Origin of the sequence: Bacillus sp. ISL-18, from assembly GCF_018613415.1 — a bacterium.
GTDB lineage: Bacteria > Bacillota > Bacilli > Bacillales > Cytobacillaceae > Neobacillus.
On sequence record NZ_JAGGQG010000003.1, the window covers coordinates 82,733 to 105,889 of the forward strand.

At 42.5% G+C, this 23,157-nt stretch carries 22 protein-coding genes; 10 read left to right on the forward strand and 12 right to left on the reverse strand.

From position 1 onward, the window contains the following. Window positions 1-675: 675 nt before the first annotated feature. The 7 genes from ilvB (at window position 676) to leuD (ending at window position 8,777) form a co-directional block, all read left to right on the forward strand. A complete protein-coding gene (gene ilvB, locus J7E81_RS06280; protein ID WP_215041309.1) occupies window positions 676-2,403 on the forward strand; it encodes a biosynthetic-type acetolactate synthase large subunit in 1,728 nt (575 codons plus the stop codon). After that, window positions 2,400-2,921 carry an acetolactate synthase small subunit gene (gene ilvN, locus J7E81_RS06285; RefSeq protein ID WP_215041310.1) on the forward strand — a complete coding sequence of 174 codons (522 nt, stop codon included), beginning with the start codon at window positions 2,400-2,402 and terminating at the stop codon, window positions 2,919-2,921. The genes ilvB and ilvN overlap by 4 nt, the downstream gene beginning before the upstream one ends. 26 nt (window positions 2,922-2,947) lie before the next feature. Beyond that, a complete protein-coding gene (ilvC, locus tag J7E81_RS06290) occupies window positions 2,948-3,979 on the forward strand; it encodes a ketol-acid reductoisomerase (RefSeq protein ID WP_215041311.1) in 1,032 nt (343 codons plus the stop codon). Then, window positions 3,966-5,510 (forward strand): 2-isopropylmalate synthase, encoded by a 1,545-nt coding sequence (locus tag J7E81_RS06295; protein WP_215041312.1) that lies wholly within the window; start codon window positions 3,966-3,968, stop codon window positions 5,508-5,510. The genes ilvC and J7E81_RS06295 overlap by 14 nt, the downstream gene beginning before the upstream one ends. Window positions 5,511-5,585: 75 nt before the next feature. Next, on the forward strand, window positions 5,586-6,692 hold the full coding sequence (gene leuB, locus J7E81_RS06300) for a 3-isopropylmalate dehydrogenase (protein WP_215041313.1): 1,107 nt from the start codon (window positions 5,586-5,588) through the stop codon (window positions 6,690-6,692). An 80-nt stretch (window positions 6,693-6,772) separates the two neighbouring features. Then, entirely contained in the window at window positions 6,773-8,191 is a 1,419-nt protein-coding gene (gene leuC, locus J7E81_RS06305; protein ID WP_215041314.1) for a 3-isopropylmalate dehydratase large subunit, read from the forward strand. A gap of 1 nt (window position 8,192) precedes the next feature. Further along, the gene (gene leuD / locus J7E81_RS06310; protein WP_215041315.1) at window positions 8,193-8,777 is read left to right on the forward strand and encodes a 3-isopropylmalate dehydratase small subunit; all 585 of its coding nucleotides are present in this window, start codon (window positions 8,193-8,195) and stop codon (window positions 8,775-8,777) included. Between the two features lie 42 nt (window positions 8,778-8,819). Here the strand turns inward: leuD and J7E81_RS06315 are convergent, their stop codons facing one another. Next, window positions 8,820-9,134 (reverse strand): DUF3892 domain-containing protein, encoded by a 315-nt coding sequence (locus tag J7E81_RS06315; RefSeq protein WP_215041316.1) that lies wholly within the window; start codon window positions 9,132-9,134, stop codon window positions 8,820-8,822. A gap of 46 nt (window positions 9,135-9,180) precedes the next feature. Continuing rightward, window positions 9,181-10,071 carry a hypothetical protein gene (locus J7E81_RS06320; protein ID WP_215041317.1) on the reverse strand — a complete coding sequence of 297 codons (891 nt, stop codon included), beginning with the start codon at window positions 10,069-10,071 and terminating at the stop codon, window positions 9,181-9,183. 189 nt (window positions 10,072-10,260) lie between these two features. Between J7E81_RS06320 and J7E81_RS06325 the strand changes: the two genes are divergently transcribed. After that, the gene (locus J7E81_RS06325) at window positions 10,261-11,805 is read left to right on the forward strand and encodes a glycosyl hydrolase family 28-related protein (protein ID WP_215041318.1); all 1,545 of its coding nucleotides are present in this window, start codon (window positions 10,261-10,263) and stop codon (window positions 11,803-11,805) included. Window positions 11,806-11,848: 43 nt separating this feature from the next. Here the strand turns inward: J7E81_RS06325 and J7E81_RS06330 are convergent, their stop codons facing one another. Continuing rightward, window positions 11,849-12,439, reverse strand: a complete 591-nt coding sequence (locus J7E81_RS06330) for a DUF1836 domain-containing protein (RefSeq protein ID WP_215041319.1) — start codon at window positions 12,437-12,439, stop codon at window positions 11,849-11,851. A 131-nt stretch (window positions 12,440-12,570) separates the two neighbouring features. Here J7E81_RS06330 and trhA point away from each other — a divergent pair, with 131 nt between their 5' ends. Both trhA and J7E81_RS06340 read left to right on the forward strand, forming a co-directional pair. After that, window positions 12,571-13,218: a PAQR family membrane homeostasis protein TrhA gene (gene trhA / locus J7E81_RS06335; protein ID WP_215041320.1), complete on the forward strand. Its 648-nt coding sequence runs from the start codon at window positions 12,571-12,573 to the stop codon at window positions 13,216-13,218. 212 nt (window positions 13,219-13,430) lie between these two features. Beyond that, window positions 13,431-14,252 (forward strand): YitT family protein, encoded by an 822-nt coding sequence (locus J7E81_RS06340; RefSeq protein WP_215041321.1) that lies wholly within the window; start codon window positions 13,431-13,433, stop codon window positions 14,250-14,252. A gap of 100 nt (window positions 14,253-14,352) precedes the next feature. Here J7E81_RS06340 and J7E81_RS06345 read toward each other — a convergent pair whose 3' ends face one another. The 9 genes from J7E81_RS06345 to J7E81_RS06385 all read right to left on the reverse strand — a co-directional run bounded on the left by J7E81_RS06345 (window position 14,353) and on the right by J7E81_RS06385 (window position 22,888). Beyond that, entirely contained in the window at window positions 14,353-14,730 is a 378-nt protein-coding gene (locus J7E81_RS06345) for a DUF488 domain-containing protein (RefSeq protein ID WP_215041322.1), read from the reverse strand. Between the two features lie 81 nt (window positions 14,731-14,811). Further along, window positions 14,812-15,042: an excisionase family DNA-binding protein gene (locus J7E81_RS06350; protein WP_215041323.1), complete on the reverse strand. Its 231-nt coding sequence runs from the start codon at window positions 15,040-15,042 to the stop codon at window positions 14,812-14,814. 27 nt (window positions 15,043-15,069) lie between these two features. After that, window positions 15,070-16,005 carry a dipeptidase gene (locus tag J7E81_RS06355; protein WP_215041324.1) on the reverse strand — a complete coding sequence of 312 codons (936 nt, stop codon included), beginning with the start codon at window positions 16,003-16,005 and terminating at the stop codon, window positions 15,070-15,072. Window positions 16,006-16,077: 72 nt separating this feature from the next. Next, a complete protein-coding gene (locus J7E81_RS06360) occupies window positions 16,078-16,533 on the reverse strand; it encodes an SRPBCC family protein (RefSeq protein WP_215041325.1) in 456 nt (151 codons plus the stop codon). 167 nt (window positions 16,534-16,700) lie between these two features. After that, window positions 16,701-18,101, reverse strand: coding sequence for an allantoinase AllB (allB, locus tag J7E81_RS06365; RefSeq protein ID WP_215041326.1), 1,401 nt, complete (start codon window positions 18,099-18,101; stop codon window positions 16,701-16,703). An 8-nt stretch (window positions 18,102-18,109) separates the two neighbouring features. Next, window positions 18,110-18,640 (reverse strand): (2Fe-2S)-binding protein, encoded by a 531-nt coding sequence (locus J7E81_RS06370; protein ID WP_374103993.1) that lies wholly within the window; start codon window positions 18,638-18,640, stop codon window positions 18,110-18,112. Continuing rightward, complete coding sequence (gene pucD, locus J7E81_RS06375) at window positions 18,631-20,922, reverse strand: xanthine dehydrogenase subunit D (RefSeq protein ID WP_215041327.1); 2,292 nt, start codon at window positions 20,920-20,922, stop codon at window positions 18,631-18,633. Before pucD ends, J7E81_RS06370 begins: the two co-directional genes overlap by 10 nt. Before the next feature lie 15 nt (window positions 20,923-20,937). Further along, entirely contained in the window at window positions 20,938-21,819 is an 882-nt protein-coding gene (locus tag J7E81_RS06380) for an FAD binding domain-containing protein (RefSeq protein WP_215041328.1), read from the reverse strand. Continuing rightward, the gene (locus J7E81_RS06385; RefSeq protein ID WP_215041329.1) at window positions 21,812-22,888 is read right to left on the reverse strand and encodes an XdhC family protein; all 1,077 of its coding nucleotides are present in this window, start codon (window positions 22,886-22,888) and stop codon (window positions 21,812-21,814) included. The genes J7E81_RS06380 and J7E81_RS06385 overlap by 8 nt, the downstream gene beginning before the upstream one ends. Window positions 22,889-23,157: the final 269 nt, after the last annotated feature.

Sequence of the window (23,157 nt, forward strand, 5' to 3'; positions counted from 1 at the left end):
TTCGTACTGGTTCTGCGGTCCATCCGTTGAGGTACCAAGCTAAATACGGGAAAAGTTAGTACCCCTCCCCTTCCCTAAGGAAGCTAAGGTACTAGAAGTGTTAAATGAAGACCATTTGACAAAATAATAGTTAAATCGATGACGGGAATAAAGGAATAAGAACTTGTATTTTCAGAGAGCTGGGGTTGCTGGAAGCCCAGTAATACAACTTATTCTGACATCATCCCTGAGTGTTGGGCTGAAATGGGTTATAAGTAGGCTCAATCAGGTGTAGTTTTTAAGCACCTGTTACCAAAAGAAGCGAATCTTTTTAGTTGTCGCTTCCTAAGACAGTATTCGTAAGGATACTGTAAAAACCGGGTGGTACCGAGAAATGAAAGGCCTTTTCTCCCCGATTATTCTGCACCGTTGTCTTGATTGCAGTTAATTCGAGGGGAATAGGTCTTTTTTACTATGATGAAGCAGAACAATTGGAAGGCTAGATTGTGAATCTACAAAATTCTACGAATTATGAAAAGATTCTACAAAATCTGTAGATTATTCTACAAAAATAAGATATGATTCTACAAAATAGAGATTATTCCAAAAATAAGAACAAAGCACCAATAAAATAAAAGACAACGATCTACCGTAAATTTTTCAAATTTTCAAATACCCTTAAGGAGGGATTATGACGTGAAAGTAGAAGCAAAAAAGCTTGACATCCAAACAACTACAGAGCCCAGAACCGGTGCAGACCTTCTCATCGACTTACTAAAAGAAGAAGGTGTAGAAACTCTGTTTGGATATCCCGGTGGTGCAGTGCTTCCAATATATGATGCCATTTACCGCGCACAGGATAGAATCAAGCATGTTCTCTTCCGACATGAACAAGGAATGATCCATGCAGCTGAAGGGTATGCCCGGGTAACCGGCAAACCTGGAGTCGTCATTGCCACATCCGGACCAGGAGCAACCAACCTTGTAACAGGCATAACCGATGCAATGATGGATTCTCTGCCACTTGTTATCTTCACGGGGCAGGTTGCAAGAAACATCATCGGAACAGACGCCTTCCAAGAAGCGGATATTATGGCGATCACCACACCGATTACGAAACATAACTATCAGGTACAATCGATCGAAGACTTACCACGCATTGTCAAGGAAGCCTTTCATATTGCTTCTACCGGACGGCCAGGGCCTGTCTTAGTCGATGTCCCTAAAGATATTTCCGCCGGATTTTTAACAGAAGAACCTGAAGAAGCGAGCATTAATTTGCCTGGATACCAGCCAACAACAAAGCCAAATCCATTTCAAATTAAAAAACTTGCCGAATCCATTTCAAAGGCAATCAAGCCTGTCATTCTTTCTGGTGCCGGTGTTCTCCATGGAAGAGCATCAGCTGAATTAACGGCTTTTGCGGAAAAACACCAAATCCCAGTCATCACTACTTTACTTGGACTTGGTACCTTTCCTGCAGATAATCCCCTTTCGTTAGGAATGGGAGGAATGCACGGAACCTATGCAGCTAACATGGCCATTTACGAGTGTGACCTGCTTATCAACTTTGGGGCCCGATTCGATGATAGGCTGACAGGCAATCTTAAACACTTCGCCCCATTTGCGAAGGTTGCTCATATTGACATCGATCCGGCTGAAATTGGTAAAAATGTTCCAACACATCTTCCAATCGTTTCTGATACGAAAGAGGCACTTAGTGAACTGCTTAATCAGGAAATTGAATCACCTAATGCTAGTGAATGGCTGGAAAAACTAAGCCAGAACAAACAGGAGTATCCGCTTTGGTATAAACATGATCCAAACGGAATGTGTCCGCAATGGGTGATTGAAGCAGTCCATAAAGTAACGAATGGTGATGCCATTGTCGCGACGGATGTCGGACAGCACCAAATGTGGGCCGCACAATATTACACCTTTAAGCAGCCGCACCGCTGGATTACTTCAGGTGGACTTGGAACAATGGGCTTTGGCTTCCCTGCCGCAATTGGCGCACAAATCGCCGAGCCGGATAGTACAGTCGTTGCGATTGTTGGTGATGGCGGCTTCCAAATGACACTTCAGGAATTATCGATAATATATGAAAGAAATCTTCCGGTAAAAATTATTATTGTCAACAACGGCGCACTTGGAATGGTTCGCCAGTGGCAGGAACTATTACACGGAAACAGGATTTCTGAATCGATTCTTCATACACAGCCTGATTTTGTCAAACTTGCTGACAGTTATTCGATTAAGGGTTTTCGGGTGAACAATCAGGAAGAATTAATTACCGTTTTACCAGAAGTATTTGCTCATAATGGTCCGGTATTAGTTGATTGCCGTGTTCTTCAGCAAGAAAAGGTATTCCCGATGATTGCCCCTGGTAAAGGAATTCATGAAATGTTAGGGGTGAAACCATGAAACGGATCATAACAGCAACCGTTCAAGACCGAAGCGGTGTCTTAAACCGGGTCACCGGCCTTTTGCAAAGACGCCAGTTCAATATTGAAAGCATTTCAGTTGGTCCATCCGAAACTGAAGGTATTTCAAAAATGACCTTGGTGGTTGAAGTGGAAGACGAACAACGCCTTGAACAGGTGACGAAACAATTAAACAAGCAAATTGATGTTTTAAAAGTTTCCGATATTACTGATAAGGCAATTGTCGCTCGTGAGCTGGCCTTAATTAAAGTAGCCTCAAGCAGCCATTTACGCAGTGAAATCAACGGAATTATTGATCCGTTCCGTGCCTTAATTATTGATGTAAGTAAGGACAGTCTCGCTGTTCAAATTACAGGTCGTCCTGATAAAATCGATGCCCTGATTGAGATGCTCCGCCCTTACGGTATTAAAGAAATTGCCAGAACCGGACTGACTGCCCTCCAACGCGGGCACCAGCCGCAAGTAAACGATCTAGCAACACATTCACTATTAAAATAACAATATATTTGAGAGGATGATTCATAATGGTAAAAGTACTTTATAACGGAGATATTCAAGAGGCAGTTTTACAAGGAAAGAAAATCGCAGTAATCGGATATGGCTCTCAAGGTCATGCTCACGCACTAAACTTAAAAGAAAGCGGCTTTGATGTTGTAGTCGGTTTACGTGAAGGGAAATCTTGGGATAAAGCAGTTGAAGATGGTTTAGATGTACGCCCTGTTGCAGAAGCAACTGCAGCTGCAGATGTAGTTATGGTTCTCCTTCCAGACGAAATGCAGCCAAAAGTATATGAAGAAAGTATCAAACAAAACCTTGAAGCAGGAAATGCTCTTGTTTTCGCTCATGGCTTCAACATTCATTTCAGCCAAATCGTACCTCCTGCTGATGTTGACGTATTCTTAGTAGCTCCAAAAGGTCCAGGACATTTAGTACGCCGTACTTATACAGAAGGTGCTGGAGTTCCTGCTCTATATGCGGTTTACCAAGACTACACTGGTCAAGCACGTGATATCGCTCTTGCTTATGCAAAAGGAATCGGTGCTGCTCGTGCCGGAGTATTAGAAACGACTTTCCAAGAAGAAACAGAAACAGATTTATTCGGAGAACAAGCAGTTCTTTGCGGTGGTGCAACTGCCCTAATCAAAGCAGGCTTCGAAACTCTTGTAGAAGCTGGTTATCAGCCTGAAGTTGCTTATTTCGAGTGTTTACATGAATTAAAATTAATCGTTGACCTTTTATATGAAGGTGGATTAGAAAACATGCGTTATTCAATCTCTGACACTGCTCAATGGGGAGATTTCGTTTCTGGACCACGTGTAGTGAACGAAGAGACAAAAGCACGCATGAAAGAAGTATTAAAAGATATCCAAACTGGTAAATTTGCTCAGGGCTGGATCTTAGAGAACCAAACAAACCGTCCACAATTCAATGCGATTAACCGTGCTGAAAACAATCACCAAATCGAGGTTGTTGGCCGCGAGCTTCGTGCATTAATGCCATTTATTAAAAAGCCTGTAAATGCAAAGAAAGAAGTGGTGGTAAATGGTTCACGTTAACATCTTCGATACAACCTTACGTGATGGAGAACAGTCTCCTGGTGTAAATTTAAACCAGCTTGAGAAATTGGAAATCGCCAGACAGCTAGAGCGGTTTGGGGTTGACATTATGGAGGCCGGCTTTCCGGCTTCCTCTCAAGGCGATTTCGACGCAGTAAGAGCCATTGCCCAGACGATTAAAAATTCATCTGTTACAGGCTTGGCACGTGCAACAAAATCGGACATTGACATTGCGTGGGATGCGTTAAAAGATGCAGCCGAACCAAGATTGCATGTATTTCTTGCTACCTCTCCTATCCATATGCAATATAAGCTGATGAAGACTCCAGAGGAAGTCGTTAGCACAGCAGTAGACATGGTTAGATATGCGAAACAGAGATTCCCGCATATTGAATGGTCTGCAGAAGATGCCTCCCGCTCTGATCTGGATTTTCTAGTCAAAATTATTACCAAGGTCATTGATGCCGGGGCAACCGTTATTAATCTTCCGGACACGGTAGGATATACCACACCTGAAGAATATGGCCGGATGTTCCGCTACATCAGAGAAAATGTACCTAATATTCATAAAGCCGCCCTCTCCTGTCATTGTCATGATGACTTAGGTATGGCTGTTGCCAATTCGTTGGCAGCAATTGAAAACGGAGTAACGCAAATTGAAGGTACTATTAACGGTATTGGTGAACGTGCCGGCAATGCCTCTTTAGAAGAAGTTGCCGTTGCCTTGAATATCCGTAAAGATAAGTATCCATTTACTACGAATCTAGTATTAAAAGAAATCAAACGTACAAGCGATCTGGTCAGCCGATTAACAGGCATGATTGTTCCACCCAATAAAGCAGTCGTAGGCAGAAATGCCTTTGCTCATGAATCAGGAATCCATCAGGACGGCGTATTAAAAAATACGTTAACCTATGAGATTATTACCCCTGAATTAGTCGGTGTTAAATCCAATGATTTAGTCCTTGGAAAACATTCAGGCCGCCATGCTTTTAAAGATAAGATTGAGCAAATGGGCTATACCTTATCACCTGAAAAACTGGCTGAAGCATTTACTGCCTTTAAACAATTGACTGATCGTAAAAAAGAAGTGACGGATGAGGATCTATTCACGATTCTGACTGATATTCAAACTACCACGATCGATGTGAAAAAATATGAATTGGTTGCCTTCCAAGTACAGTATGGTTCCGCAAACCTTCCTACTGCAACCGTTGCGCTGACAACTCCAGATGGAAATCGAGTTGAAACAGCACGTACGGGGTCTGGAAGTGTTGAGGCACTGATGAACACACTGGAAGCACTAATTGCAGAAGAAATTCATTTGACTGATTTCAGACTAAGCTCTGTCGGTCAGGGACGTGATGCACTTGCTGAAGTCCATGTAAAAATGACTGTTAACGGAACTTCTTTCTCGGGCCGCGGCTCTGCACAGGACGTTTTGGAAGCATCAGCAAAGTCTTTCTTAAATGCAGTCAATCGCGTATTTTTTAACCAATCATCCGTAGTTCAAGAACCTGCAACCATATAAAAAAGTATTAGCAAAAATTAAGGCGTCTACATAGACGCCCTCTCGTAAAACAAAAAAATGAGGAGGTTGCTTCTAATGAAAAAACATATTGTCTTACTTCCCGGGGATGGGATTGGCAAGGAAGTTATTAATTCAGCAAAAGATGTGTTACATGCGATTGCTGAAGAATTTAACCACAGTTTTAGCTTTGAAACCCATGAAATCGGAGGAGCAGCCATTGACCAATATGGCACTCCCCTTCCGGATTCAACAGTAGATGCCTGTAAACAGGCAGATGCTGTTTTACTAGGAGCGGTAGGCGGACCTAAGTGGGATCAAAATCCTTCTCATCTTCGCCCCGAACGCGGTTTGCTTGGTATCCGAAAAGCGCTGGACTTATATGCAAATTTAAGGCCAATTAAGGGATTTAAGAACCTGCTCCATGCCTCCCCTCTAAAAGAAGAAGTGGTGGCAGGAAGCGATCTCCTCATTGTACGTGAATTAACGGGCGGGCTTTATTTTGGTACACCAAGTGAACGGCGTGATAATGGAAATGCTGTAGTAGACACACTTTCTTATACACGTAAGGAAATTGAACGAATTGTCGATAAAGGCTTTCTGGCTGCTCAGCAGCGCTCGGGGCATCTTACTTCGGTTGATAAAGCCAATGTCCTTGAGTCCAGTAAGATGTGGCGTGAAGTCGTAGAGGAAAAGAAAGCACAATATCCTGATGTTGTGGTAGAACATTTGTTAGTTGATGCTGCCGCAATGAAATTAATCACGAATCCAACACAGTTTGATGTTATTGTGACAGAAAATCTTTTCGGCGATATTTTAAGTGATGAAGCTTCTGTTTTAACTGGCTCGATTGGTATGCTCCCTTCTGCAAGCTTGCGTGAAGATGGTGTTGGTCTGTATGAACCCGTTCACGGTTCCGCACCTGACATCGCCGGCAAAGGAATTGCCAATCCATCTGCGATGATTTTATCAGCTGCCATGATGCTGAGATATTCGTTTGATTTAAATAATGAAGCCAAAGTGATTGAAGATGCCGTGCAGTCGGTTCTCGATTCTGGTTTCCATACAGGGGACCTTCAAATCGAAGAAGGACGCCAAGTCGGAACCGCTGAAATGACGAAATTAATTGTCGACTACATTAAATCACAGCATGCATCCAAGTGTATCGCCAGCTGTTATTATTAATTCAATTACAGGGTAAACCATTGTCTTAATGGTTTACCCACAATTTTTCTATAAATCTATTATCGTGAGGAAGTGTGGCTATGCAAACACCAAAAACGATTATCCAAAAAATTTGGGAACAACATGTCGTTCATCAAGAAGAAGGAAAACCAGATTTACTTTATATTGATTTACATCTAGTTCATGAAGTAACTTCCCCTCAAGCGTTCGAGGGCTTACGGATGAACGGGCGCAAGGTTCGCCGCCCTGACCTTACTTTTGCAACAATGGATCATAATGTACCAACCCGTCAGAGACTGACTATTAATGATCCTGTTTCAAAAAATCAGATCGATACCTTACAAAAAAATTGTCAGGAATTCGGAGTAACCCTTGCCGACATTCATCATCCAGACAACGGTATTGTCCACGTTATCGGACCTGAGCTTGGTCTTACACAGCCTGGTAAGACGATTGTCTGTGGCGATAGTCATACTTCTACCCACGGTGCATTTGGTGCTCTTGCCTTTGGTATTGGAACCAGCGAAGTGGAACATGTGCTTGCTACTCAAACGCTATGGCAGGCAAAACCAAAAACCCTTAATGTAAAGGTAAATGGAAAACTTGGGACAGGTGTTACCGCGAAAGATCTAATTCTAGCGATTATTGGTAAATTTGGTGTTCAATTTGGTACTGGCTATGTAATTGAATACACTGGTGAGGCCATCCGCTCTCTTTCCATGGATGAGCGCATGACAGTCTGCAACATGTCGATTGAAGCTGGTGCTAGAGCAGGATTAATTACGCCGGATGAAACTACTTTTGAATACTTACGCGGACGCAGACATGCGCCTCAAGGCGAAGAGTTTGAGAAAGCTGTCGAAAAATGGCGTGCCCTAGCAACCGATGAAGGTGCAGTCTATGATACTGTTGTGGAAATAGATGCAGCTGAAGTTGAACCGCAGGTTACATGGGGAACCAACCCTGGTATGTGTATCCCGGTTACAGCAAACGTACCAAGCCCTGATGACAGCGATAAGCCAAGTGAAAAAGACGAAATTAGCCGCGCCCTTGAATATATGGGTCTTGAAGCTGGACAGCCTCTATCAAGTGTGGTCATCGATCACGTCTTTATTGGTTCTTGTACAAATTCAAGATTAAGCGATTTACGTAAAGCTGCTGAAGTTATTCGTGGCCGCAAAGTAAATCCTGGTGTTACAGCGATTGTTGTTCCAGGATCATTTAGTATTAAACTTGCCGCTGAAAAAGAAGGTATTGATCAGGTGTTTATCGAAGCCGGTTTTGAATGGCGTGAAGCTGGCTGCAGTATGTGTCTTGCGATGAATGATGATATTGTACCTCCAGGTGGTCGCTGTGCTTCTACCTCTAACCGTAACTTTGAAGGACGCCAAGGAAATGGTGCCCGCACCCACCTTGTAAGTCCAGAAATGGCAGCTGCCGCAGCGGTAGCCGGTCATTTTGTAGATGTCCGTCAATTTACTGCACAGGAGGTAATTTAAAATGGAACCGTTACGCGTCCATCAAGGCCTTGTTTATCCAATAAACCGTTCTAATATTGATACTGACCAGATTATCCCTAAGCAATTTTTAAAACGGATAGAACGCAGTGGTTTCGGCCAATTTCTATTTTATAACTGGCGTTTTGATGACAACGGCAATCCTCGCCCTGATTTTTCATTGAATGCGCCGAAATATAAAGGCGCATCGATCATTGTTGCCGGCGAGAATTTTGGCTGTGGCTCTTCTCGTGAGCATGCCCCATGGGCAGTTCAGGATTTCGGCTTCAAGGTCATCATTGCCCCAAGTTATGCCGATATTTTTAAGAACAATTGTGTAAAAAACGGCATACTCGCGATTGTAGCTAGTGAGGATCAGGTTCAGACAATTATTAAAAAGGCAGAGTCCACTGAATATACATTAACAGTAGACCTTGAAGAACAGAAAGTATACGACAATGAAGGCTTTGAGCTATCCTTCGATATCGCTCCATACCCTAAGCAAATGCTGCTTAATGGCTGGGATGAAATTGGCGTTACTTTAACTTACGAGGATAAAATTAAGCAATATGAAACAATAAATAATTAGAATAATGCGCTGGGCGTTGCCCAAGCGCATTTTTACTTACAATTAAAATTCAGGGAGCTGATCAAGGTTATTTTCCTTAATACCGTCAGGCTCACTCCGAATAATGTCTCGGCCATATTTATGAAATACATCTACATGGGCGAGTTTCCCTGCCTTCGCTTCATTTAAAGCCGTTAGATAATCTAATTCCCGCCCAGAACTCGTTCTGAACGCGATGATGTCGCCATCATTATTTTTCCTAACTGCAACAAATTCCTCTTTTCCGGAGCTATTGCCTTGTTGTGCTTCGATTTGTGCCTGCTGCTCACTTTGTGCCTTATACTCTTCATAAATTTTTTGATAATCCTTTTGTTCCATTCATTCCACCTCCGAACATTTGTTAGTATTTTTCATTTTCCTTAATTTATCCTTTTGTAAAAAAGTCGGTGCCTGACACCTCTTTTACGTTTTTCAAGATGAGTACCATGGTATAGAGGAAAACGATGTTGATGAGGAGGACGATACAGATAAACACTAGGCTAATTTGGACACCTATTGCGACTAGTCGAATGACCATGGCGGAGAGGGCTGTTACTAGTGTAACATCTTTAAAGGTAATCACTGCTGCAAGGAGGTAGCCAAATGGTCTTCGTTTCATGAGTAATATGGCAGCTATGAATCCAACTGGAATAACAAAGCCTAGGTCTAGTGCCTGTATAATAAGGGTTGTGTAATGTTCCAAGCCGACCGGTTGAGAACCGTGGATCACCCCTGGTACTACTTTTCCAAGCCACATCAAGCAAAATACAGATGAGACAACGAATAAGAAGCCGCTGATAAAAGTAACAGGTAGTGTCTCGTTAAATATTTGTGGTAACTTAGGAATATCAAAGGACATCATCGCAAGTATAAACCCAAAGAAACTAGCTGACATGATGATGATATAAACTAGGAACATGGAGTTGTACATGGAAAGAAACGAATATGAGGAGTAGGTGTATAAGAAGTAGCCAAGCGTTCCTGTAAGAAGCAGCTTCCCCTTTACCAATCCTTTTGTAGTTAGAACAAGTGAAATAATGAGCAATGGTATAGCTAAAAATAAGGTCACATAATCTTGTGCAAGTGCTTGTGTGGCCATTGATACGGAATCATGCTGATAGAGTCCCCTTCCATAAATGTCCACATTTTCACTAAATATTGATTTATATTTGTATGGACCTTTACCTTGGTGTGAAACAAGCGCGTATGTTGTGGCAGCAAAAGACAATAACGAAATAAGTACGGCTAAAAAGCTGATCGATTTTTGATTTTTCATTTCTTATCCCTCCTTTGAATGGTGAGTTTCAATTCCTCTTTATCGTAAACCAAATAATTCCTCTGACCTACAAAGATTATCTCTGTTCACAAAAGATTCAGAAATTGACTTACATTTGAATGACCCACACTTTTTGACAAAGGCTGAACAGGGTATACTAGTTTCATAAGATTTTACGGAGTGAAAAATATGCTGAATTTTGATAAAACACATGATCCGCGTCAGAATAAGATGCTGATTGACCAAATCACCGAAAACAAGCTACCTTTAAAAGAACTAATCCAAGAAACCGAGACCCTGTTTCAGCAATCACGAAACCTTGCAAGTGCCCCCCCACCAGAAGCAAGTTCATCGCCTTCTACTTCAAAAAAACTGGAAGGCGGGATTTTTCGTCTTACTGCTGAGCAGTCTCAGATTTTAGAACCTACCCGCATTTTGCTGGACCAGGATGATGGAAATGTCGTTCCCGATTGGAAAGACAAACTTGATGTGGAGTACAAGCGATTACTATCAACGATCACAAAGGAAATAAATGTAGTAGATTGTGGTGCGGTTGGGGATGGAAAAACGGATTGCACTGCTGCTTTTAAAAAAGCACTCGGTAGTGGGCAGGTAAAGGTAATGGTTCCTCCTGGGATTTATATCACAAAGGGAATCACACTGCCGTCTTGGACATGGCTGGTTGGCTCAGGCCCCGGCATCACCACGATTAAATTACATGATAATGCCCCAAAGGGTACAAGACTTCTCACAAACGCTAACCATTGGAAAGGCAATCATCACCTTCTCGTCCAAGGTTTAAGTTTGGATTGGAATGTCGAAAGGCTCGGTAATATTCCAAAAACAAGTACATGGGGCAACCATTCAAGCTGTTTAACCTACGCTAATGTTACCTACGGATGGGTGAAAGAGGTAGAAGGAATAAATCCTGGGCTTCATTGTTTTGATATTTCTTCAACCCTTTACAATTATGCGGGTGACGGATATCGGGGCCTTAGAGGCAGTAAGTATGTCTGGCTCGATCATGTAACTGGGTATGGTTTCGGTGATGATGGCCTTACCACACACCACAGTGATTATATTTTTATCTCTAATTCGCATATGTGTGACCCAAGCGGCCGGGCCCATCAACAAGGATTCTCTAATTCGAACGGATTTGAAATCGATGATGGTTCTAGAAATGTTTTATTAGTGAATAATTCAAGTGCCAGGTGCTTTGGCGGAGTTGAAATAAAGGCCCACGAGAATTCCTCAGCAGCCTCAAACGTAATAATTATTGGACATCTATCGATGAATGACAATCGAGCTTTTAACTTCCGGCATATTGGTCATCATAAACTAAACGATGAAGAATCAAGGACTGCCTACAATATTATTGCTGCCAATCTCGCAGCAATTGCACCGGTATATTCGGATTTATATAAAGATTCAGCACCGCGTGGAATGGTAATTTCCGCTTATAAAAATGTGGTCGTTAATCAACTGACAGTCATTGGCAACCCTGAGTACGATTTTAAAGGTAATCCGGTTATTGCTATTCAATATCGCGCGCGAAATGTAATTCTGAACAGGATCACAGTTAAGAATTTTACGAATCGAGGAGCGTGTATAAAGGTTTACGGCGGCGATAATCGAGCTGATTCGCTAAAAATTCAAGCTTGCGATCCGGAAGAAATTGAGGTTGGAAAAGCTGTACAAGATGTTAGGATTGAAGCAGAATCTTCCTTTCATTGACACAGTTGCAGCTGCGCTAAAAGTATTAAGAAAGCGTCAAGCCTTACTTTTGACGCTTTCCTTCTTTTTCACCAACTATTTCATCTACTAGTTTTTCAGCTGCTTTTCTGTATAAATTACTCATATGGACTAATGACGAAATCATCAGCACCCTCTCTAAATAAGCTGCGTCTTCCTGGTGGTCATCCGTAATTTCCTCCATAACAGCCGTTACCCGTTCTTCGATATCTTCCTTAAAATCAGCAACGTTTTGGCCGGTTAAATCTAAGTAACTCATATAAAAAGAAGCTAAATCCATTTCATCATTTATTATTTTTTTGTTCATTCCACTAAGGGTGATTTTAATATCATTGATCGACAGTGCCCCCTTTAGCTGGTAGATCAAGCTCATTAGGATCAAATGCTCTTTTGAATACTTTTTATTTTGTATCGGAAAAATCAATTTTCCCTTTGCATAGTTATTGATCATCGTTTTCGTAAGAATCTTATCTTCTTGATTCCGCTTTGATTCATTGAATTTATTTTCGAATAACTGAATAACCTGGTCCATATATAAATCAATGTTTGGAATATCATCCAGTGTTAAATTTGTCTCAAGACTTAATGAATCAAGGATTTGTTTGATGTTTTCCATGTAAATAGCCCCCGCTAACTTAATCGATATTCTTATTATACATAATGAGATAAAGATTGACTAGATTCCGTTTTATCAGTATTATTATAAGTAGTTATTAAAACTACATGTTGCGTCAGGGAGGCAATAAAATGCATAATTATATCCGAGAACCCATTAATGGATTAACCCATTTAGCGGGAGCTGTTTTATCATTTGTCGGTTTGCTCATGATGGTCATAAAAGCCTCGATGACAAACCCAACCCCGCTTGAGATTACCGCCGTAATTATTTTTGGTGTCAGTATGATCCTTCTCTACTCTGCTTCAGCAACTTATCACATGGTGATGGCCCGTGATAAGGTGATTGCCTTTTTACGAAGACTCGATCATTCAATGATTTTTGTGCTGATTGCGGGAACGTACACGCCTTTTTGTTTTATTAGTCTGAACGGAAAGACAGGGGCTATGTTATTTTCGATTATCTCGGCGGTTGCGATTAGCGGGGTTGTTTTTAAAATGGTCTGGTTTGCATGTCCGCGCTGGATTTCGACAACTTTGTATATCGCGATGGGTTGGATGATTGTGTTTGTCTTCTCACCACTGACTGGAAGTTTAAACCCAGTTGGACTGTTCTTACTGATCCTCGGAGGAATTTTCTATACGATAGGCGGCGTGATTTACGGGGCAAAACCGAAATTTCTTGAAACAAAGTATTTAGGCTTTCACGAGATTTTCCATATCTTTATTTTGTTCGGAACCCTGTCCCATTTCTTATCGGTATACTTATATGTGATTTAAGTTTAGACGCCTTTGATCCTAGGCGTTTTTTATTTAGAATTCTTTTATACAAATTTATAACATTAAATTTTTTTTAAGGCTCAAACTAAAATAAAGTTTTTTATAAGGTGAATTTTTTCTGCTTCTTATGGGTTTTGCCCACTTCGATTCTGGACATAAGAACTATCAAGTGACCGTGGACAAATGGCTTAAATATGACTGAGGTGTTTTCTTTGTTTCGATTACTTTTTCAAATCATCGTCATCGGGCTATCAGCCATCCTTTTCGGCTTTTCCTTTAATTCCTTCCTCATTCCACATAAGCTGACTTCAGGAGGCGTAACAGGGATCTCCTTCTTAATTCAGCACTTTACCCATATCAATACGGGATTAATTATTTTAGCCATTAATATTCCATTATTTTTTGTTGGGATCAAATATTTAGGGAAAAGATTTGTCCTGTTTACTGGTTATGCGGTATTGGTTTTATCGCTTAGTATGCGATTCATTCCCATTCGGGCGATTAGTCCTGATATTCTTTTATCTTCGATTATCGGTGGTGCCCTCTATGGAATCGCTGTTGGGCTTATTATCCGCCAAGGCGGATCGACGGGCGGGACTGATATTATCAGCTTAACACTGGCTAAAAAGAAGAATATTCAGGTTGGCTTTTTAAATACGACTATGAATCTTTTTGTCGTGGGGAGTTCGGGATTGATTTTCGGATGGAATATTACTCTTTATACGATTATTGCGATCTATGTGGCTGGCCGTGCTGTTGATATGGTTTATACGAATCAAAATAAGTTAACGATCACGATTATTACGGATAAGTATCACGAACTGACCGATTCCTTATTTAAGCTCCATGCTAGAGGGGTAACGGTAACAGATGTCGAGGGGGCTTACACTCATAAGCAACGGAAGATGTTAACGACGGTTATTACTAAATTTGAGCTGAATGAAACCAAGCACACGATAAAAAATGTCGATCCACATGCATTTGTGAATATCATGCAAACGATGGAAGTCATGGGACGATTCCGGAAAAATTAAAAGCAGAGGGCCGTTGGGATTTTGGCCTTCTGCTTCTTGAAGACAGATACGTCTTTTTTTTTGCTAGCTTTGTCCTCATGAACACTCAATGAGGACCCATTTACTCTTTAGTCTCTAATGTTTGTCTTTTAAGCTCCTCCAGCAACACTTGAGCATGATTAAAGATAGGTTCCTTAGCCCCATATAAAAGAGTCACCCGATCCTTCTCAGCGAGCTCAAGTATTTCCCTGACCAACCCATGCTTTTCCTCATCCGTCCGAAGCTCTTTAAGATAGTTTTTACGAAACTCTTCAAAAAGCTCCGGCACATGACAAAACGACTTCCGCAGCTCATTACTAGGTGCGACCTCTTTAAACCAATACGACAGACGCGCAGCATCCTTCGAAATCCCCCGCGGCCACAACCGGTCAACCAAAATCCGGCAGCCATCCAACTCATCATATGGTTCATATACCCTTTTAATAAAAATAGTAGCCAAAAGTAATCACCTCACTAAGCTATAAACACCCCTCACTGTCCTTTCCAAATGGACAGTGTCCACGAATGGTGTCAGGCACCATTAATCTTCGTCCTTTACGTCAATGCTTTCTGGTATAGGTTCGTTCAGGTATTCTTCGACGAGCTGTTTGTATTTTTCTACTTGTTTTAAATGGGTGGCAAATTGTTCTTTGTAAATGAGGTATTGTTCGCCGTCAAATAGCGCTCGGATTTTCTTTTTTTGGATCAGGCTCTTGACGGTTGCCTCTGGTACCGCTAAATATTCCGCTGTTTCTTCTATTGTCAGATACACTATAATAATATCCCCTTTTAATCTAGATTACCGCTCAATTCCCGGCCGGTGATTAAGAAAGTTTTCACAGGCAAAGCCTCTTACCTCTTCCTCTTTAAAATGCTTTAACAACTCATTGATCAGATTTTGACTCTTAGAGGCATCATCCAGCTCTCTTACAAAAGTAGTGATGCCATCAAAGTCAGATCCAAAACCGATTTGTTTCACGCCGCCTAAACCACAAAAATGATCAATATGTTTGACCAAGTCTGAAATGATTACCTCTCCTCTTTCCTTAATAAACGGAGGATTATAAACCACGTGGACCAATCCCCCCCTTGCAAACATCGCCTTCGCCTGTTCATCGGTAAGGTTCCGGGGATGCTCGCAAAGAGCCCGGGCATTGGAATGGCTGGCAATCGGATATTTTGCTAATTCGATCACATCCCAAATTCCTTTGTCACTCAAATGAGATACATCCGTAAGGATTTGATGCTGATTATTAAACTCTACAATCTCCTTGCCAAAGACGGTCAGCCCTCCGCCGCGCGGTTCCCCTGCACCATCGGCAGCAAGATTGGCCTGGTTCCAAGTCAATCCCACCGACCGGACCCCCAGCTGGTGAAGGATATGAAGCTTCGCTAAATCATTCCCGATGGCATCAACACCCTCAAGCGTTAACATTGCTCCTATCTGCCCAAGCTTCAAACGGTCAAAGTCCGACCAGGCTTTAATATGAACTATATCAGGATTACGACCGAGAACTTCCTTATAAAAATAATCAATTTGCTCAAGTGCAACCTGAAACTTCTGATCACCTTTAATGTCCGGCTCGATAAATATCGCATAGCATTGCACTTTAACTTTGCCCGCTTGCAACCGATTCTTATTGGTTTCGAGTTCTTTTGCATCGGCAAATCGCAAAGCTCCCTTTGCTTCCTGGAGTTTCATCAAGGCATCACAATGCAGATCAATAATATTCATGGTTTCCAAAACTCCTTTTTATAAAAAGTGTACCATAATAAAAAAAGGCCAAGTATAAAAAATACTCAGCCACTAAAACTCTTCCGCTATCCTTTTAATCTTTGGCAGGACCTTATCCCAGATTTCTGCGCTAGCATCTCGATAGAACTGACCATTCGTCATCGCATAAAAATCACCTTGTAAAATATGAAGGGTCGTCTTTCCTTCAACTTCAGCTAAATGAAAGGTGATTCCATCTTCCTCTGTAACCTCGGGTCTTTCTTCCATTCGGACATCAAAAACAGTAAAACGAAGAAGTTTATCCTGCTTAACAGCAGTTACATTCCCTTCAACAATGACGGTCCCATCCTGACCTTTCCAATAAACCGGACTTGCTAACTCCCAGGTTGATTCCAGGTGAAACTCCGGACCGCCGCTTGAAAACTCGATTGCCCACTGGCAATTTAATTCACTTTTAGTTAAGACATCCCAAACATTTGAAGCAGGAGCATTAATTGCAATCGTCTTGTCCACGAATAATTTAGTCATATGACCCTCCAAAGCTGGTATTGGTTATCTCTATTATAAGAAAAAATCGGAGATGGTCCAAGCCACCTGCCGATTAATATTTTCTTAGAAATACAGGATCTGTTTTCAATATCTTCCGGCGGATGGCTTCTTAACAGTTCATTTCGGTCACCTCTCTCGCTTCCTCCTTAAAGGCAGACTCCCCATTTTTCTTCTGTTACACCCTTTTGATCATCATAAATCACCTTGCCACGCAGCATCGTCTTTTTAACCTTGGTAGAAAATACTCGGCCCTCATAGGGAGAATAAGCATTGCGAAAGCCAAAGGACTCCTTATTCGCAACCGTTGTTTCATCTAAACAAATGAGGACTAAGTCTGCGTCGAGTCCCGGACTAATTCTTCCCTTTTTGTGCCTGATTCCAAACCGGTCTGCCACATTAGAGGTACCTAAAGGTAAGACCCGTTTTAAAGATATTTTCCGTTTTAGCGCCTCATCAAGCATGGCCAGCCATGTGAATTGAACCCCCTGAATACCGCCCCAGGAATCCCAAATGCTATTGGTTGTTTTCATCGAATAAAGACATGGAGAATGATCGGACCCAATCGTATCAATCATCCCGTTTGCAAGACAGTCCCATAATCCTTCTACCTCTTCCCGTAGTCTTAACGGCGGTGCACATTTTAAGATGGCCCCCTCCCGGTGAAAATCCTCTTCATCAAATAGTAAATAATGCGGGCAGGTCTCGACTGTTACGTTTACACCGCTTTTTTTCGCCTGGTCAATCAGCCTGACTACTTTCGGTGAACTGATATGAACAAAATGAAGAGCGGTTCCGTATTTAGCAGCAAGCTCTAATGCATAGCTAACTGCCTTTTCTTCGGCAGAAATCGGCCTGCTTGCTAAAAAAGCACTTCGTTCATCCAACCGCGGATCCTGTTTATATAAAGCTGTCAGTCTAGCAATATCCTCTTCCCATTCCGCATGGAGGGCGAGGATTTTATCATGGTCCATTGCCGCTTGCATCGCTTGTTTCAAATCATCTGGAGATAAGTGTTGAAAATCATCAATCCCACTTTCACTCATAAACGACTTCCAGGCAATTACGCCCTCACTCATTTGCACTAATTCCTGCCTATTAGATAGATTGGTACCAGTCATCCCGCCCCAGAGGGCATAGTCAATATGGGATAAGGAGGATAAATACTCTCTCTTTTCAGTTAAATTTTGTAGGTTAATTGTCGATGGGGAACAATTCAAAGGCATATCAAAAATGGTGGTCGTCCCTCCCATTGCGGCAGCCCGGCTCCCTGTCTCAATCCCTTCCCAATCCGTCCTGCCTGGGTCATTAAAATGAACATGGGCATCAATAAACCCTGGAACCACAAGACAACCGCTTGCATCTATGATGTTTTCCTCTGTCTCTAAGATTGGACCTGCATCCTCCTCCACAAGCGAGACAATCTTTTCAGCGATAATTTTAATGGTTACCTCACGAAAGCCTTCTTCCGTATAGACCAGGCCATTTTTCACCAATAGCTCTGTTGTCTCCTTCTCCTTCTTGACTACTTCGGTTAATACTTTAGCCATTCAGTAAATCACTCCTTGATGTTAGTAACCTGTTTTTCTTGTAAGCTTGTAATCGCCTTTTCAACAGCACGAATAATGCCGCCATATCCCGTACAACGGCATAAATTTCCGGATAGTGCTTCAACGATTTGTTGTTTCGCCGGGTTTGGGTTTGTATCCAGCAATGCCTTAACGGCCATAATCATCCCCGGGGTGCAATACCCGCATTGAAATCCTCCCTCTTCTAAGAAGGCTTTTTGAATCGGATCGTCCTCCAAACTCTCAATCGTATAGATAGAAGCCTCATTTGCTTGGTAGGCCATAACCAAACAGGAGTTAACCAAATGACCATTCATATGAACGGCACACGCACCGCAGCGGCCAATTTCACAAGACATTTTTGTACCTGTCAATCCTAAGTCTTCTCGCAAAATATCGACTAACCTTGCAGCTGGTGCCGCCTCTAACTGTTGGGGGTTTCCATTTACAGTCAGCATAAGCTCTATTTTAGGGGTCATTGCTGGTAGTTCTGCACGTTGGATGACATCTTTCATATCCATGGTCTCACCTCTCCTAAACGATCAGATTTTAATAAGAATTCAGGAGAAACCGGCAACTTGTTCACCCAACAGCCAGTCGCATCAAAAATAGCCCGAACAATTGCAGGAGAAACCGCAACCGTTCCGATTTCTCCTACCCCTCTTGGACCAAATGGGTCGCCATCCACTAGTTTTTCGATTGCTTCAACACTTGTTTTGTAGGGAACATCACATATGGTCGGAATCAAATAGGTATCAAAGTTATCAGTCATATAGATGCCATTCTCCATGATGGCTTCCTCCATCAAGGTATAGCCTAAGGCCATTACACCGCCACCCTCAATTTGCCCTAAATACCCCAGCGAGCTGACAACGGGACCTGCTGCGACCGATTGATCAATGGCGTTCACTTTCACTTTGCCTGTTAGCAAATCCACTTCGACTCGTGCCATAACAGCTGCAAAGGCATAGAGATAATGGCTTCCTCCCACTGTTGCATCCGGACTCGTTGGAAAGTTAAACGAAGTATGGACATTAATCGAACGACCGCTTGGCATACGTTCTGCCAGTTCCTTAAAAGTAATACAAGGACCCGCGGCAGCCATATCTTCCTTTAGCCATATCCCGCTTGGCCCCATCTGAAGGTGATCAGCAGTGATACCCGTAAGAAGCTGGGCTAGTTCTAAAACTTCCTTTCGAAACGAGCCCCTCATTCTTTGCAGTGCCTGCCATACCATACTTGTCGATCGGGAAGCAGTTGAGGAACCGCTCACGGGTACCAAGGCGGTATCTCCGATCACAATCTTAATATCTGTTTCTGCACACGAGAATTCCTCGATAAGCAGGGTTTCAATCACTCCCAAAAGACCTTGACCACATTCTTCAAAACCAAAGGCGGCTTCGATTTTCCCTGCCTTTGTAAAAGAAAGTCGTCCGCCTGCGGGATCCATTCGGTCTATCCCAAGTCCCCCTCCGTGCATCGTAATGGCAATTCCAGTCCCTCTCACTTTCCATTTATCTGAGGTTTCCTGCTGCCAGCGCTTGGCTTTTTCAGCATGTGAGTGTTCAATGGCCTGAAGAACGTCCAATGCTCCATTAGTCGGAGCAATTTTTTGACCTAATGGTCCAGGATCTTCTGGCTTCCTTAAATTCTTTAAACGGAATACAAGAGGATCCATGTTCAGCTTATCGGCAAGCCTGTCGATTTGTCCCTCTAACGCAAAGGTGATCTGGTTTCCGCCAAAGCCCCGAAACTCACCCGCTACGCCGTTATTAGTAAAAACAGATAATCCCTCTATTTCTAGATGAGGGATGATATAGGGGCCAGGAGCATGCTCAACTGCAAAATCTAACACAGCAGGACCTAAAGTGGCATATGCTCCGGTATCCGCAATAATTTTTACCTTGTGAGCAAGAATATTTCCCTCTTGATCCACCCCTGTTTTCATCGTTATTTTCATAGGGTGGCGCTTAAGGCCCGCCCTCACCGATTCTTGTCTGCTGTTATGGATTTTGACAGGGCAGTTTGTGGCGAGTGCAAGTAATGCTCCGTAAGGCTGAATGTTTAATTCATCCTTCCCTCCAAACGATCCGCCCATGGGACTCGAAACCACCCGGATATCCGATTCCGGCATATCAAGAATTCTTGCTAATTGAAACCGATCCTTGAAGCCATGCTGCGTCCCCACGTATATCGTTAATTTCCCATCGGGTTCCGGGACAATCACACCGCCCTCTGTTTCCATATAGGCATGCATTTGCCTTGGCAATTCGTAGGTTTCCTCAACCACAAAAGCAGAATCAAAAAAACCCGTTTCCACATCCCCCTTTATAAACTGAGGATGATGAAGAATATTTCCACCAGGATGTAGCAGCGGAGCATCGGGCTGAAGGGCCTTTTCGGGAGTGTCAAGCACTGGAAGCTTCTTATATTCAACCTTTATTAAGCGCAAGGCCTGTTCGGCAATTTCCTCTGTATCCGCCGCGACCGCCGCAAGAGCATCCCCGACATATCGTACGCGATTTCCACAAAGTACAGGCTGGTCTGGAAAAATAAGTCCAAAACCGTTTAATCCGGGAACGTCCTTGTGGGTCAATACAGCCCTTACACCAGGAAGCTTCTTTGCTTCCTCGACCGAAATAGTTAAAATCTCAGCATGCGGCTCCTTGCTTCTTAAAACTTTTCCATACAGCATGTTAGGAAACGTTAAATCAGTGAGGTATTTCATTCTGCCGGTCACTTTTTCGGGACCATCAGGACGTATCCTCTTTTTCATCGCTGATAGGTTCGTTTTTGATGACATAAGATCCCTCCTTTTCTAACCAGCAAAACTAGCAATCTTTGAAACCATCATATTGGCCGCAACTGTCTTTTTATAAGCTGATGTTGTAAACACATCAGTAGCAGCATTAAATTCCTCTTTTATCCCCTGAAAAAGTTTTTTTAAAAGGTCATTGGTTAAGGTTAAGCCCGCTGCTAATCTTTCACACTCTGTTAATCTTTGATACGGCGTTGTGCCTCCACCTGCCGCTAGACGAATGTATTTCACCTCATTTTGTTCACCCAGCTGGCAACAGCCGGAGATTGTGACAATACTAGGTGTAAAAGCTTCCCTAAACCCCAGCTTTTTGTAAAAAAAGCTCTTCTTATCCAATTTCAGATTGTCATGGACATAAATAGCAGTAAGAATGAAATCGTTGGAGGCAGTCCCCTCTCTTATCCAATCAGATAATGGCTTAAATAGAAGTTTGCTGCCATCATAAAGGGATAACGTGGTGTCCAGCGCCAAGAGGGCAGGAGTTAAATCGCCAAATCTGCCCGCAATATTCCCCCCAATCGTTGCCCTGTTACGAATAGCGGGAGCAGCGACATTTCTTACTGCCTCTTCTAATAGGGGAAATTGTTTCAAAAGTGAAGGGTGTTCCTTACATGCAGCTAGTGTGGTTAATGCACCAATCCGGATACCAGCTTCTCCGGAATACTTAGCGTTTTCACAGACTTGCATTTCTTTTATTTTTTCCAAACTGATTAAATGACGTGGACAATCCGCACCTTTTTGCCACTGGGTCTGCATGAGAGTCCCACCTGCAATAAAACAAGACTCTCCACGAAATTGCTGTTTTAATTTCCAGGCTGCCGAAAGATCATCCGGAAGCCAAACTTCTGGTGAGTTCAACATCGCTGCTCCCTGCCTAATCATATATCGGACCAGCTCCTTTCAGTTGCCTTACCTGTTCAGGCCTTTGCCTCTTTAAGCGCTGCCTCTGAATTAATTCTGCTACAATACTAACCGCAATCTCCTCTGGACCCTCCGCTCCGATTCGAAGACCCACAGGACTGTTAATTTCCGGTGGAATTTCCCTGCCATCCAATAAGCGTTGAGTCCTCGCTTTTGATCCAAGTACCCCTAAATACCTTAATTTCTGTCCTTTTAAAAGATTTAGTAATTCCCTGTCCCAATGAAAATGATGGGTAAGAATGATGATGGAGTCTAGCTTAGACAAAGCCAGCATCGGCACCACTTCGCCTGGAAATCCTTCGATTAATTGATCAGCGTCTGGAAAAAATTCCTCTTTACACAGGGACGAGCGCCAATCAGATACAAGTACGGAAAAGCCAGCTTGTGAGGCCATCTTGACTAATGGCACTGCATCCCTGCCAGCGCCAAAGACAATTAACCGCGGCTTAGGCTCAAAGCAATGGATATAAAATTCAGCTGATAATCTCGAAAAAAAGGTAACTCCACTATTGGGAGATGTTTGCTGGATATCATTTAATAGTTTTTTAATTTGCGAGGGTACTCTTCCATGCCACTTTCCAAACAGCTGCTGATCATCTGTCATAAACAAATAATCGGAAACCGAATCGTCTGCTGCTAATCTTTTTATGACCGTAACTCGGTTCCCATTATTAAGGTGAAACTTTAATTTACTAAGGTGCTCACGAAGACAGGCATCAATCGGTTCCAAAAGGACACTAATCACCCCATTGCAGCCTGCTCCCTGTCCCCATGACAGATCATCCTCATCCCTTAAGTCATATACAACGGTTTTTGTCGTTCGCTGATTAAGAACATCTTGAACTTGATAAGACAAATCTGTCTCTAGACAGCCAGCACTTAAAAGACCTATTTGCTTCCCGTCTCCCCGGAACAGCATGGAAGTTCCCTCTTTTCGGTAAGCTGATCCTTCTACCCGAATAATGGTAGCAAGGACATTATCATTAATCGACCCATCCATAGCGTCTAAAATCTCGTGTATCCCGTCCATACAAGACCCCCTCTATTTCATTTATTTATAGACCTCCTAAAAAACCATCCATGTTCTATCTCTAAATATGGGCTCAAGTGGATAGGTGAGATTATGTAACTAAGGATAATGTTAATGTTTCTATCATCAGCCTTTCACTTATGATATCCAAAAGGGGAAATTGCTTCTACAATGGCGTTATATAATCTAACATGGAAATTTTTTGCTGGATTCAAAAAGCGAAGCCGCCTGAAGCGAAAATCAACATTCAAGATAAAAACAGCCTTAGG

What these genes read in the sequence shown, in the direction of transcription:
- ilvN (WP_215041310.1), top strand. Translation starts at nt 2,400, where the DNA reads ATGAAACGGATCATAACAGCAACCGTTCAAGACCGAAGCGGTGTCTTA.
- ilvC (WP_215041311.1), top strand. Translation starts at nt 2,948, where the DNA reads ATGGTAAAAGTACTTTATAACGGAGATATTCAAGAGGCAGTTTTACAA.
- J7E81_RS06295 (WP_215041312.1), top strand. Translation starts at nt 3,966, where the DNA reads ATGGTTCACGTTAACATCTTCGATACAACCTTACGTGATGGAGAACAG.
- leuB (WP_215041313.1), top strand. Translation starts at nt 5,586, where the DNA reads ATGAAAAAACATATTGTCTTACTTCCCGGGGATGGGATTGGCAAGGAA.
- leuC (WP_215041314.1), top strand. Translation starts at nt 6,773, where the DNA reads ATGCAAACACCAAAAACGATTATCCAAAAAATTTGGGAACAACATGTC.
- leuD (WP_215041315.1), top strand. Translation starts at nt 8,193, where the DNA reads ATGGAACCGTTACGCGTCCATCAAGGCCTTGTTTATCCAATAAACCGT.
- J7E81_RS06315 (WP_215041316.1), bottom strand. Translation starts at nt 9,134, where the DNA reads ATGGAACAAAAGGATTATCAAAAAATTTATGAAGAGTATAAGGCACAA.
- J7E81_RS06320 (WP_215041317.1), bottom strand. Translation starts at nt 10,071, where the DNA reads ATGAAAAATCAAAAATCGATCAGCTTTTTAGCCGTACTTATTTCGTTA.
- J7E81_RS06325 (WP_215041318.1), top strand. Translation starts at nt 10,261, where the DNA reads ATGCTGAATTTTGATAAAACACATGATCCGCGTCAGAATAAGATGCTG.
- J7E81_RS06330 (WP_215041319.1), bottom strand. Translation starts at nt 12,439, where the DNA reads ATGGAAAACATCAAACAAATCCTTGATTCATTAAGTCTTGAGACAAAT.
- trhA (WP_215041320.1), top strand. Translation starts at nt 12,571, where the DNA reads ATGCATAATTATATCCGAGAACCCATTAATGGATTAACCCATTTAGCG.
- J7E81_RS06355 (WP_215041324.1), bottom strand. Translation starts at nt 16,005, where the DNA reads ATGAATATTATTGATCTGCATTGTGATGCCTTGATGAAACTCCAGGAA.
- J7E81_RS06360 (WP_215041325.1), bottom strand. Translation starts at nt 16,533, where the DNA reads ATGACTAAATTATTCGTGGACAAGACGATTGCAATTAATGCTCCTGCT.
- allB (WP_215041326.1), bottom strand. Translation starts at nt 18,101, where the DNA reads ATGGCTAAAGTATTAACCGAAGTAGTCAAGAAGGAGAAGGAGACAACA.
- J7E81_RS06370 (WP_374103993.1), bottom strand. Translation starts at nt 18,640, where the DNA reads ATGGATATGAAAGATGTCATCCAACGTGCAGAACTACCAGCAATGACC.
- pucD (WP_215041327.1), bottom strand. Translation starts at nt 20,922, where the DNA reads ATGTCATCAAAAACGAACCTATCAGCGATGAAAAAGAGGATACGTCCT.
- J7E81_RS06380 (WP_215041328.1), bottom strand. Translation starts at nt 21,819, where the DNA reads ATGATTAGGCAGGGAGCAGCGATGTTGAACTCACCAGAAGTTTGGCTT.
- J7E81_RS06385 (WP_215041329.1), bottom strand. Translation starts at nt 22,888, where the DNA reads ATGGACGGGATACACGAGATTTTAGACGCTATGGATGGGTCGATTAAT.